Origin of the sequence: Mesorhizobium sp. B264B1B (assembly GCF_020165765.1) — a bacterium.
In the GTDB taxonomy this organism is placed as follows: domain Bacteria; phylum Pseudomonadota; class Alphaproteobacteria; order Rhizobiales; family Rhizobiaceae; genus Mesorhizobium.
The window spans coordinates 326,789-339,249 of record NZ_JAIUIS010000008.1; the positions used below are offsets into that span (position 1 = coordinate 326,789).

Here is a 12,461-nt window from a genome sequence, read left to right on the forward strand (position 1 = left end):
CCGGCCATGGCCGCGATAGGCAGGGTTGCCGAACTCTGGCGCTATCCGGCGAGTTCGCTCGCCGGCGAACGCCTGGAGACGATCGCGGTCGGCACCGAGAGCATCGAGGGCGACCGTATGTTTGGCCTGGTCGATGCCTCCGACAATGAGATCGCCCGGCCCGATCGCGAGCCGAAGTGGCACAAGGTGCCGCGCATCCGCACCCGGCTGACGGGCGACCGCAGGCTCGAGATCGCGATTCCCGGCGCGGATTGGCTGGCAGCGCCCGGCGTCGAAAGCGACCGTGCCGTTTCCGACTATCTAGGCTTTCCGGCCTCGATCCGTCCGTTCGGCCTGGAGAACGCCCCGCCGGCCTATGCCGGCCCGTTGACCGAGGCGCGCTACCGCAAGGCGCCGATCCATCTGTTGACCACCGCCTCCCTGGCGCGCCTGAAGGCGCTGCATCCGCAAGGCACTCCTGATCCACGCCGCTTCCGTCCCAACATCGTCATCGACATGGCGGCGGTCGAAGGCACTTTCCCCGAAACCGAATGGATCGGCAGGAAGCTCGCCGTCGGCGACCTGCTGTTGACCATCTCCGAGCCGTGCCGCCGCTGCGGCTTCACCATCATCGCCCAGGACGGTTTCGACGACGACCCGGCGATCCTGCGCAATCTGGTGCGTCATAACGCGCACAATCTCGGCGTCTACTGCACCGTCGACCGCGCGGCCAGCGTCAAGGTCGGCGACGGGATGCGATTCGCCTGAATTACCGGTAAAGGTCCGCCCGCGTCGGCGGCAGGCCGCTCGGGCCCCGCGTCCGCTTGGTGGCGACCGTCTGGAAAATCTGCGCCGAGGCGCGATCGAAAGCGATCGAACAGCCGGTCAGGTAAAGCAGCCACAGCCGCGCCTTGGCTTCTCCCACTTCGGCGATGGCCTCGTCGAAGCGCGCATGCAGGCGCTCTGCCCACAGCCGGCAGGTGCGGGCGTAGTGCTCGCGCAGATTCTCGACGTCGTGGACGAGGAAGCCATGTGCTTCCAGATTGCCGCACGTCATGCCGATCGTGTCGATCTCGCCACCCGGGAAGATGTATTTGATCAGCGCCTTGTATTCCGAGCCCTTGCGCAAGGTCTTCTTCATGCTGCCCTTGCTGCGCCTGGTGATGGCATGATGCAGATAGATGCCGCCCGGCTTGAGCAGGCGATGGACGGTCGAGAAGTAGGCGGCGTGGTTGGCCAGCCCCAGATGCTCGAACATGCCAATCGAGGATATCTTGTCGAAACTTCCGGTGAGCTCGGCATAGGATTTTATCTCGATTGTGATCCGGTCCTCCAGCCCCTCGGCCCGAATGCGTTCGCGGGCGAGTCCGGTCTGGGCCTCCGACAACGAGACGCCATGGCCGACGACGCCATGATGCTTCACCGCATGGATCAGCATCGCGCCCCAGCCGCAGCCGATATCGAGCAGGCGGTCGCCAGGCTTCAGCCGGAGCTTGCGGCAGATATGCTCGAGCTTGTCGGCCTGGGCCTGGTCGATGTCATTGGCGAAATCCTTGAAATACCCGCAGCTGTAGACCATGCGCTCGTCGAGGAAGAGCCGGTAGAAGGCGTTCGATATGTCGTAATGATGCTGGATCGCCTGCTTGTTGGAGCCGCTGACAAAGGGGTTTTGCCCGGCGAGGTCGGCGCGTTGCGTCATCTTCCTTCGCGAGAACAGCACGGCCGGCAGGTCGCGCATGATCGCGAGCTTCGGCAGCGCCTTGAACCGCAGCTTGCCTTGTGAAGGCAGCGCGTAGAGGTCAAACAGCGACCCTTCCTCCACGTCGACCGCCTTGGAAATCCACATCTCGACCAGCGTCGAGAAATTTGGCCGGCGGGCCAGTTGCCAGACGATGTCCTGGTCGTTGATGGCAAGCACCGGGCCGCCGGCCGGACCGATGCGCTCGCCGGTCCAAAGCCTGACGGCAAAGCCCGGCTTCAGCGCCTGGACGACCGTGCGAACGATGCGTGCTGCTCTTTCCGTAGCGTCCATGCCGTCCCCCTGCATTCGGTAGGCCGATCTTGTCCGCTTGAACCCCTGGCCGCAACCCGCTTGCACGAAGGACGCGGCCAAGCCGGAAAAACGTCTTTTTCCGTCCGGCGTCTTGTCTTTTGCTGCAACGCACCCCATCATCAGTGCGTGTTCAACAAACTGAAAGGAGGTGATCCGATGTCGAGTGATTTCGTTTTCCAGAACGTGGCCTCAGCGGATTGCACTTTCGGGAAGCAGTCTTCCCGTTAAGGCGCGAGATGCGCGGCGGGCGACCCCTCGGGTTGCCGCCAGGAGCCGCGCCATGGACGGAAACACGGAAGGCCGCCGGCTTCGAAAGAAGCGGCGGCCTTTTCCTTGTGCGGCCTACTGCGTCAGCGCGACCTTTTCGGTGTTGCGGATGATTTCCTGAAAGGCGGCGTCCAATTCCACCCCGGTCGACACCTCGAAATAGTGTTTTTGAGCGGTGGAGGCATCTTTCGACGAACAGTCCTTCAGCACCGCCTTTGCCTGATCCCGCTCGGTTGCCGACATGTCCTTGTTGTTCAGGTCGAAGCCGATGGTGAAAATTTCGATGCCGTCATTTTTCATGTTGCCGCACAGCGTTTCGGCGTTGCCGCGCGCAAGATTGCCCTGGCTGTTGTAGCGGCCCCCGGCACCGGCGAAGGCGGTATTGAACTGGCCATCGGTCATCAGGATCGCGACCTTGGCGATCTTCTTCGCGTTGACGTCCGAGGCGCCGTTGCCGAGGCCGGCATTCTTGATCGCAGCGCGCCATTGCGGCGACAGCATATAGTAGGTCCACTGAATGGCGATCGCGCCGGCGGTATAACCCTCAGCCTGGAAGTCGTCGATCGAACCAAGCAATGCGCCGGAATCGGCGGTCAGCGGGATCACTTCCGCATCGGGGCACTTGTTCATTCCGCCGCCATCGAGATGATCATCCCGGTTGACCAGGGCGTAGTACTTCTTGCCGTTCTTGTCCGTGCGAACAGCATCTGGGCCGTCGGCGCTCAAATCCGCGTCGCCATTTTTGTCCTTGCGCTCCGTGGCGCAATTATCGGGGCGTGGCATCGCCGCGCCAACAATGGAGATGTAGTCGCTGAAGGACGGCAGCAAATTTTTGCCCGTCTTGGCGACGAGAAGCGAACTGCCGGCGACGGGTGGCAGCTCAGAGCTCCCTGGCTTCTCGGCATAGACGTTTTCGGCCAGCTTGCCGGCGTTCGCGCCGGATGCGTAAGGCACAATCGCGACGCGGATGCGGGGGTTCTTCGGATCCTGGTTCCGGAGCATCGTCCGAACGGCGTTTTTCGCTGCTGCTTTCAGATCGCCGATCTTGTCGACCTTGCCCCGCTTCGCCATCGAGCCTGTTATGTCGAGCATCATGGCCACCTCGATCTGCTTGTCCGAATAGAGCGCTGTCGTCGAGGCGGGAACGCGCTGCATGTCGCGCGTGCCGAACAGCGGGAAATAGAAGGCGACGTCGGCATGGGCCTCCGCCTGCACCGTCCTGGCGGTCCTGTCGACCGTCAGCCTGTCGAGCACGATCTGGTTGGCCTGCAGGATGCCGGCCGTGCTGTTGGCGTCGAGGAAGGCCTGCACCGATTTGTTGGCATCGGCCTCCTTGATGACGCCGGTCGTCAGGTCCCGCGCCGTCGACGTCACCGCGGCGTCGACCACGCTCTGCAGGCTCGATTTGGCGTTGTAGAGCTGGGTGATGTTGACGGCGAAGCCGACGCCCAGCACCAAGACCGAGGCGGCGAATCCGAACAGGATGGCGAAATTCCCGCCGCGATGCCTGGCAAAGTCGCCGGCCGCGTCCACAAGACCCCCGAAAATCCGCATCGTTCTCTCTCCGCTCGCCCCGGCCTCGTCGCCGGGCAAACGGATCGATGCAGGATTCCGGCCGGGCGCGGCCAGCGGCCGCGCACCAGGGACTAGACACTTGTTTTTACTTCGCTTTCAAGGATGGAAAGGTGAATGACCGGTAAACGCCAATGCTGCGTTCGCGCGGCATTTACGAAGCGCTTACCAAGATCCTGCATGTCGCGGCACAGGGCGCGCGGCCGTGTCCCGCCGCGGCACAGCGGCACCTGTGCCAGAGCGAGGCAGTATGGGGATGCATGGAAACCCGGATCAGGCCAGCATCTGCGCGGTGACCGTCCTGTCGATGGCGTGGTAGGGCGGGTTGAACAGATTGTTCTCCTGTTCGTAGGTCCATACCTTGAACAGGCTGAGCCGGTGCGGGCCGAAACTGTGCAGCAACGGCACGTCGGTGGCATCGCGTCCGCGCGCGATGACGATGCGGCCGATCCTCGGAACATTGTGGCGGGGGTCGAACGTGTACCACTTGCCGTCGAGAAACACTTCCATCCAGGCCGAGAAATCCATCGGCGCCGGATCGGCCGGCACGCCGATGTCGCCGAGATAGCCATTCACATAGCGTGCCGGAATGTTCATGCAGCGGCAGAGCGTGATCGCCAGATGGGCGAAGTCTCGGCAGACGCCGACCTGCTCCTCATGCGCCTGCGCCGCGGTGCGGGTCGAGCGGGCATAGCCATAGCCGAAGGACAGCCGGTTGTGGACGTAATCGACGATCGCCTGCACCCTCGCCCAGCCGGACGGCAAACGGCCGAAAAGCTCCCAGGCGAGCTGGCTCAGGTGATCGGTCTCGCAATAGCGGCTGCCCAGCAGATAAAACAGCACCTCGTCGGGCAGCTCTGCCACCGGCACCTCGCGTGCCAGCGTGTTGACCTCGTCCGCCTCGCCGCTGTCCTCGACCACGGCATCGTAGAGGATGCGAAAGGTGCCGGCGGGTGCGGTAAAGCGGCGGCACGAATTGCCATGCAGATCGCTGTAGCACCTGGTCGGAACCGCGGGCGACGTCAACATGCGCGTCTGCCGCTTGATGTCGGCCTGCCTGTCCCTGTGGATCTCGAGCAACGAAATCACCGGCGTGGCGCCAGCGCATTCAATGGCCAGTTCGTAGCCGAGCCGAATCAGCATCGCGTCCCCCTTCGATGGTCGTGGAAAAGCAGCGAAGGTGAAACGCCGGAGGCGGACCGCGGTTCCCTGACTTGCGGAAAAGGGGACTGGCCGAAAAGGTGGCCGCGCGGCTTCCAATGCCGGCGCCGGGACGTTACCATCGGCGCTCCCTCGAAAGACCTCCCCGAAATCAAGGAAAATCATGTACGCAGGCAGAAAATTCGCCGCCTTCCTCTTCGACATGGACGGCACGCTCATCAATTCCATTGCCTCGGCCGAACGGGTGTGGAGCGACTGGGCGCGGCGGCAAGGGCTCGACGTCGCCGCCTTCCTGCCGACGATCCATGGCGTGCGGGCGATCGAGACGATCGCCGGTCTGGCGCTCCCGGGCGTCGATCCGGCGCATGAGGCCGACCTCTTGCTCAAGGCCGAAGCCGCCGATCTGGAGGGCATTGTTCAGATCGCCAGCGCCGCCGCGTTTCTCAACGCGCTCCCGCCGGGGCGCTGGGCGATCGTAACCTCGGCACCGCGCGAACTGGCGCTCTTGCGCATGAAGGCCGCCGGCATCCCCGTCCCTGCCGTGCTGATCGCGGCGGAAGATGTTTCACGCGGCAAGCCGGCGCCCGACTGCTTTCAGCTCGGCGCGACGCGGCTCGGTGTCGATGCGCGCGATTGCCTCGTGTTCGAGGATGCCCCGGCGGGCATCACGGCGGCCGAGGCGGCGGGCGCAGCGGTCATGGTCATAAACGCCACCCACCGGCATCCCTTGGCGACGCGGCATGCCGCGATCGCTGGCTACGACGCCATCGGCGTCACCGTCGACGAGCGCGGCTGGATCGCGCTCCAGCCGCAGCGAGCGGCGGCAGCGGCCTTCTAGGCTCTGGCGACAATCAAACACCCGATTGCCAGCAAATTAGCTGTTTGCTGGGCCGGCATATTAGAAATCGCTGGTCAGGCCCTTGATCTCCCAGTCGCCGTAGCGGCCGGGCTCCTTGCCGCCGCGGCCGCCGACTTCCTTCGGCACCGCGGCTTCCTTGCGGCGGTAGTCCTCGCGCCGCGCCGCGGCCTCTTCAAGCGCGCGGTGGGCGGCGGGCGTCAGCGTCTTCAGCCGCGCTTCGTCATCAGTGGCAGGTGTTTTACTGGTCTCGTCGTTCATGCGATATTCCGGCGGATTGAAACAGGCCGATTGAAACGGGTACCGGCGTTTCCCATCATATAGCGATGAGCTCACGAGGATCGACCCCCTTACATCACGACCAGGACGGGAGCAGACGATGAACACACTTCGCACCGCCATGCTTCTTGCCGCGATGACCGCGCTGTTCATGGGCGTCGGCTTCCTGATCGGCGGCACGGGCGGCATGATGATCGCCTTCCTGATCGCCGCCGCCACCAATCTGTTTAGCTATTGGAACGCCGACAAGATGGTGCTGTCGATGAACCGCGCCGTCGAGGTCGACGAGAAGAACGCGCCCGAATATTACGCCATCGTGCAGGCACTGGCCGAGCAGGCAGGCCTGCCGATGCCCAGGACCTACCTGATCGACAATCCGCAGCCCAACGCCTTCGCCACCGGCCGCAACCCGCAGAACGCGGCTGTCGCCGCTTCCACCGGCCTTTTGCAACGGCTGACGCATGAGGAAGTGGCCGCGGTGATGGCGCACGAGCTCGCCCACGTCCAGCACCGCGACACCTTGACGATGACGATCGTCGCGACCTTCGCCGGCGCCATCTCGATGCTTGGCAATTTCGCCTTCTTCCTCGGAGGCAACCGCGACAACAACAGCCCGTTCGGTTTTGTCGGCGTGCTGGCGGCGATGATCGTGGCGCCCTTTGCCGCGATGATCGTGCAGATGGCGGTCAGCCGCACCCGCGAATACGAGGCCGACCGGCGCGGCGCCGAAATCTGTGGACACCCGCTATGGCTGGCCTCGGCGCTTGACAAGATCGCCCGCGGCGCCGAACGCATACCCAACCCGGACGCCGAGCGCAATCCGGCGATGGCTCATCTCTTCATCATCAACCCGCTGCACGGCGAGCGCATGGACAGTCTGTTCTCCACCCATCCGAGCACCGAGAACCGCATCGCCGCGCTGCAAGCGATGGCGCAGCGCATGGACGGGGGCGTATCGCGGTCCCCGCAGCGCCAGGCGCCAGTGCCGCCGCAGGCCGACGAGCCGCAATCGGCAGGACCGTGGGGCAAGCCGGCCGCGCCGGAACCGCCGGCAGAGCCCAAATCCAATCCATGGGGTCGCAATCCGACCGGGCCCAAGGGCCCGTGGTCGTGAGCGTGGCGGGCAGAGCACCTCGACGCACAGGTGGTCAGGAAGACAAAAAGGACGGCGAGTTCGTTGCCGGCCTTGCCGCCCGCAAGGCGGCGGCGCGCCTGCTGGCAGCTGTCATCGATGCGAGGACGCCGCTCGACGGCCTGACCGACCATGAAAACGGCCATCCGCAATACAAGGCGCTAGATCTGCGCGATCGCGGTCTTGTGCGCGCCATTCTGGTCACCGCGCTGCGCTATCGCATGACCATTGCCGGGCTGCTGGCGCGGCGTCTGGAAAAACCGCTGCCGGCCAATGCCACCGCGCTGTCGCATATTTTGCATGTGGCGGCCGCGCAGATCCTGTTCCTCGACATTCCAGACAGCGCCGCGGTCGACCTCGCCGTCACCCATGCCAAGTCCGATCCCCGCACATTGCGCTTTGCCGGCCTGGTCAACGGTGTGCTGCGCACGCTCGCGCGGATCAAGGAGGCTGAACTTCCAGAGGCCCTTGCTACCACCGACGAAGCGCCGAAATGGTTTTCCGACCGTTTGAAGGCCGCCTATGGCGTGGACGAGGCCAGACGGATACTCGCCGCCCACCGCCAGGAGGCCCCGGTCGATTTCTCGGTCAAGGCCGATCCGGAGCACTGGGCCGAAAGGCTCGGCGGCATTGCCCTGCCGACCGGCACGATTCGGGTGGAGAAGCTTGCCGGCCCGGTCGCCGAACTGCCTGGCTTCGCCGAAGGCGCATGGTGGGTCCAGGATGCCGCAGCCGGCCTGCCTGCCCGGTTGCTCGGTGATGTCGGCGGGCTTCGCGTCGCCGATCTCTGCGCCGCGCCCGGCGGCAAGACCGCCCAATTGATCGTGGCCGGCGCACGCGTCACCGCGATCGACACCTCGAAGAACCGGCTGGCGCGGCTGGCGCAGAATCTCGAACGCCTCCGCCTGTCGGCGGATATCGTGCAGGCCGATCTCCTCCAGTACGAGCCGGACGAGCTGTTCGACGCCGTCCTCCTCGACGCGCCCTGCTCCTCGACCGGCACGGTGCGGCGGCATCCCGACGTGCCATGGACCAAGACTGTGGCTGATGTCGAGAAGCTCGCCGATCTCCAGCGCCGGCTGCTCGCGCGCGCCGTCACCCTGGTTAAGCCGGGCGGAAGGATCGTCTTTTCGAACTGTTCGCTCGACCCACTCGAAGGCGAGGAGCTTTATCGTGGCTTCCTCGCCGCGACGCCTGGCGTCGTTGCCGACCCGCTTCGCGCCGGCGAGATCATCGGCATCGATCCCTTCCTGACGCAGGAAGGCACGCTGCGCACCACACCTGCCGACCTCGATCTCGGCTCGCCGCAACGTTCCGGTCTCGACGGCTTTTTCGCCGCGCGCATGCGTCGCGCCAGCTAAGGCAAGTCCACGAAAGCTGCGTGACGATTCTCCGTCCGGAATTGCGTGGAACAAGGATCTGGAGCGGAGTATGGATGCCCATCGGGCGCTGAACCGCTCAGGGGTTTAAGCATAGGAAGTTGCTGACTTTTTTGGGGAGCATCCGCGGCCAAGCCAGGCGGAGCGTCACCGCTCGCGGGAATTCGCCTTCGCATGAATCGTTGAATCAGATAAGCTTGCCCTTGGGATAGAGGACGATCAGGAGGGGTTTTGGCACTTGCTGCCGGCAACACGACGCGTCTGTGGGCGCTTGTCGCGAAGGAGTTTTGGCGCAAAACGCGCCGGCGCCTGCGTGCCGGACCGGTTTATCGCTGGCGCTATTCCGGCCGCACGCCCGAACGGGTGCTGATCGCGCCGCCGGACCTGCGGCTGGCCGACCCGCAGATCGCGCTTGAGATCTACTATGGCCGCTATCCCTTGTCGGGACATATGGTCGAGACCGGCGGCAAGTCGCCCTTCCAGATCAGCGTTCCCAATTACGGCTGGCAGAAGACGCTGCATGGCTTTCGCTGGCTGCGTCACATGCGCGCCGCCGGCACCGAGCTTGCCGCCGCCAATGCGCGTGCGCTGGTGTCCGACTGGATCGCCACGCATGGAAACAACATTTCCGGCATTGCCTGGGAGCCCGGCACGGCCGCCAAGCGCATTATCGCCTGGCTGCAGCATTCCTCGATCGTGCTGCAAGGCGCTGAATTCCCGTTCTACCGCGCCTTCCTGAAATCGCTGGCCGTCCAGATCCGCTACCTCAGGTCGATGGCGCGCGAAATGCCTGACGGCAAGGACAGGCTGCGCGCCCGCATCGCCCTCGCCTTCGCCGCCCTGTCGCTGCCGGCGCCCGCATCGGCGCTGCGCGGCGCCACCCGCAACCTCGCCGAGGAACTGGACCGCCAGATCCTTCCCGATGGCGGCCACATCTCGCGCAACCCGATGGCGGTGCTGGAAATCCTCGCCGACCTTTTGCCGCTGCGGCAGACCTACGCCAACCAGGCGGAAGCGCCGCCACAGGCCCTGATCGGCGCCATCGACAGGATGCTGCCGGCGCTGCGCTTCTTTCGCCACCAGGACGGCAGCCTCGCCCGCTTCAACGGCATGGGCGCCACCATCCATGACCGCATCGCCAGCATCCTGCGCCACGACGACACCGCCGGCTCGCCGCTGCTGCATGCACCGCATTCGGGCTATGAGCGGCTGTCCATGGGTGGCGTCACCGTCATCGCCGACACCGGCCTGCCGCCGCCCGTCCACGTCTCCAATGCCGCCCATGCCAGCTGCCTTGCGTTCGAGCTGTCGTCGGGCCGCCAGCATTACATCGTCAATGCCGGCATCGACACCTATGGCGCCGCCGAATTCCGGCCCCTGGCCCGCGCCACCGCCGCGCATTCGACCGCCACCATCAACGACACCTCGTCGGCGCGGTTCAGCCATTCGCTGCGCATCAACGATCTTCTGGGGTCGCCTTTGATCGGCGGTCCGCAGCATGTGCAGTGCAAGCGTATCGACCAGAAGGGCGTTCAAGGCTTCATCGCCCGCCATGACGGCTATATCCAGCGCTTCGGTTTCCTGCACGAGCGCGAGCTGAAACTGTCCTCGAACGGCAATGTGCTGACCGGCAGGGACCGCTTCCAGCGTCCTGGAGGTGCGGCGATCCGCAACAATGGCCGCGATTTCGTCACCGTGCGCTTCCACGTCCATCCCGACATCAACCTTTTGCAGGACGAGCATGACCGCCTGGTACTGACCGCCGAGCAGGCCGACAGCTGGGTGTTCACCTGCACCGAGATGGTGCCGGAGGTCGAGGAATCGATCTACTTCGCCGGTCTCGGCGGCCCGCGCCGCAGCCGGCAGATCGTGCTTGCCTTCAAGCCGTCCGACATCGCCGAAGTCCACTGGCAGCTCACCCGCACCTCTATCGCCGGCTATCCCGAAAACAACTGACCGCGCCGGCGCTGACCGAGCTTGCGCCTTGATTTCCTGATCTCATATGATACGGCGCGGGCCTGCCCCTCCAGCCGTGAAAGCACGCCCATGGCCGTCGCCGCCAAGAACATTCCCGCTCCCGACCTCGTTCCCGTGCGTCGCGCGCTGCTCTCCGTCTTCGACAAGACCGGCCTCATCGATCTCGCCAGGGCGCTCGCCGCTTCCGGCGTCGAGCTGGTGTCGACCGGCGGCACGGCAAAAGCGATCGCCGATGCCGGCCTGGCGGTTCGCGACGTCTCCGAGCTCACCGGCTTTCCCGAGATCATGGATGGACGCGTCAAGACCCTGCACCCGTCGGTGCATGGCGCCCTGCTCGGCGTGCGCGATGATCCCGATCACGCCGCGGCGATGCACAAATATGGCATCGAGCCGATCGACCTGGTCGTCTCCAATCTCTATCCGTTCGAGGAAGTCCGCCGCTCCGGCGCCGACTACGCGGCGATCGTCGAGAACATTGACATTGGCGGCCCGGCGATGATCCGCGCCTCCGCCAAGAACCACGCCTATGTCGCCATCGTCACCGATCCCGGCGACTATGCCTCCGTTCTCAATGCGCTGGAGATGAATATCGGCTCGCTTTCGCTGGATTTCCGCAAGAAGCTCGCGGCCAAGGCTTTTGCCCGCACCGCCAGCTACGACGCGGCAATCTCGGGCTGGTTCGCCGAGGCGCTGGAGATCGAGCACCCGACCTGGCGCGCCTTCGGCGGCAGGCTGGAAACCGTGATGCGCTATGGCGAGAACCCGCACCAGGGCGCCGGCTTCTATGTCAATGGCGACAAGCGGCCGGGCGTGGCCACCGCGCGCCAGCTCCAGGGCAAGCAGCTTTCCTACAACAACATCAACGATACCGACGCCGCCTTCGAGCTGGCCGGCGAGTTCGACCCGGCGCGCTCGGCCGCCGTCGCCATCATCAAGCATGCCAACCCGTGCGGCGTCGCCGAGGGTTCGACGCTGAAGGCGGCCTACGCCAGGGCGCTGGCCTGCGACCCGGTCTCGGCCTATGGCGGCATTGTCGCTGTCAATCGCATCCTTGACGCCGAGGCGGCCGAAGAGATCGTGAAGACCTTCACCGAGGTCATTATCGCGCCCGGCGCCACCGACGAGGCGGCAGCGATCGTGGCCGCGAAGAAGAACCTGCGCCTGCTGGTCGCGGGCGGCCTGCCGGATCCGCGCGCGATCGGCACAACCGTCAAATCCGTCGCCGGCGGCCTGCTGGTGCAGGGCAGGGACAACGCCGTCGTCGACGACCTCGAACTGAAGGTGGTGACGAAACGGGCGCCGACGCCGGCCGAACTGGCCGACCTGAAATTCGCCTTCCGCGTCGCCAAGCACGTCAAATCGAACGCCATCGTCTACGCAAGGGACAGCGCCACGGTAGGCATCGGCGCCGGACAGATGAGCCGCGTCGATTCCTCGCGCATCGCTGCCCGCAAGGCACTCGACGCTGCGGAAGCGGCGGGCTGGGCCGAGCCGCTGACCAAGGGCTCTGTCGTCGCCTCCGACGCCTTCTTCCCCTTCGCCGACGGCCTGCTGTCGGCCATCGAGGCCGGCGCCACGGCGGTGATCCAGCCCGGCGGCTCGATGCGCGACGACGATGTGGTTGCCGCCGCCGACGAGCATGGCATCGCCATGGTGTTCACGGGCGTGAGACACTTCAGACATTGAGCGCCTCACCCTCCCCCTTGTGGGGAGGGTCGGCGAGCGATGTTTGCGAAGCAAAGCTCGTGAGACGGGGTGGGGGCAACGCCGTGGGGGGGGGGGGGGGGGGGGGGGGGGGGGGGGGCG

At 65.3% G+C, this 12,461-nt stretch carries 10 protein-coding genes; 6 read left to right on the forward strand and 4 right to left on the reverse strand.

All coding sequences use genetic code 11. The features are described 5' to 3' along the window. Window positions 1-6 precede the first annotated feature (6 nt). Window positions 7-747 carry an MOSC domain-containing protein gene (locus LB547_RS19045; RefSeq protein WP_140759210.1) on the forward strand — a complete coding sequence of 247 codons (741 nt, stop codon included), beginning with the start codon at window positions 7-9 and terminating at the stop codon, window positions 745-747. A gap of 1 nt (window position 748) precedes the next feature. Here LB547_RS19045 and LB547_RS19050 read toward each other — a convergent pair whose 3' ends face one another. The 3 genes from LB547_RS19050 to LB547_RS19060 form a co-directional block, all read right to left on the reverse strand. Next, a complete protein-coding gene (locus tag LB547_RS19050; protein WP_140686003.1) occupies window positions 749-2,011 on the reverse strand; it encodes an SAM-dependent methyltransferase in 1,263 nt (420 codons plus the stop codon). A gap of 363 nt (window positions 2,012-2,374) precedes the next feature. Beyond that, on the reverse strand, window positions 2,375-3,853 hold the full coding sequence (locus tag LB547_RS19055) for a TadE/TadG family type IV pilus assembly protein (RefSeq protein WP_140759208.1): 1,479 nt from the start codon (window positions 3,851-3,853) through the stop codon (window positions 2,375-2,377). Between the two features lie 291 nt (window positions 3,854-4,144). After that, the gene (locus tag LB547_RS19060) at window positions 4,145-5,014 is read right to left on the reverse strand and encodes a transglutaminase-like domain-containing protein (protein WP_140759206.1); all 870 of its coding nucleotides are present in this window, start codon (window positions 5,012-5,014) and stop codon (window positions 4,145-4,147) included. 181 nt (window positions 5,015-5,195) lie between these two features. Here LB547_RS19060 and LB547_RS19065 point away from each other — a divergent pair, with 181 nt between their 5' ends. Continuing rightward, on the forward strand, window positions 5,196-5,870 hold the full coding sequence (locus LB547_RS19065) for an HAD-IA family hydrolase (protein WP_140566723.1): 675 nt from the start codon (window positions 5,196-5,198) through the stop codon (window positions 5,868-5,870). Between the two features lie 60 nt (window positions 5,871-5,930). Here LB547_RS19065 and LB547_RS19070 read toward each other — a convergent pair whose 3' ends face one another. Continuing rightward, window positions 5,931-6,149, reverse strand: a complete 219-nt coding sequence (locus LB547_RS19070; RefSeq protein WP_140524986.1) for a DUF1674 domain-containing protein — start codon at window positions 6,147-6,149, stop codon at window positions 5,931-5,933. Between the two features lie 118 nt (window positions 6,150-6,267). Between LB547_RS19070 and htpX the strand changes: the two genes are divergently transcribed. From htpX to purH, 4 genes are all read left to right on the forward strand, one after another. Then, window positions 6,268-7,281, forward strand: a complete 1,014-nt coding sequence (htpX, locus tag LB547_RS19075; RefSeq protein WP_140518224.1) for a zinc metalloprotease HtpX — start codon at window positions 6,268-6,270, stop codon at window positions 7,279-7,281. After that, window positions 7,278-8,660, forward strand: coding sequence for an RsmB/NOP family class I SAM-dependent RNA methyltransferase (locus LB547_RS19080; RefSeq protein WP_224655911.1), 1,383 nt, complete (start codon window positions 7,278-7,280; stop codon window positions 8,658-8,660). Before htpX ends, LB547_RS19080 begins: the two co-directional genes overlap by 4 nt. A gap of 249 nt (window positions 8,661-8,909) precedes the next feature. After that, on the forward strand, window positions 8,910-10,634 hold the full coding sequence (locus tag LB547_RS19085; RefSeq protein ID WP_140518222.1) for a heparinase II/III family protein: 1,725 nt from the start codon (window positions 8,910-8,912) through the stop codon (window positions 10,632-10,634). Between the two features lie 90 nt (window positions 10,635-10,724). Beyond that, window positions 10,725-12,341, forward strand: a complete 1,617-nt coding sequence (purH, locus tag LB547_RS19090; protein WP_140518060.1) for a bifunctional phosphoribosylaminoimidazolecarboxamide formyltransferase/IMP cyclohydrolase — start codon at window positions 10,725-10,727, stop codon at window positions 12,339-12,341. Window positions 12,342-12,461: the final 120 nt, after the last annotated feature.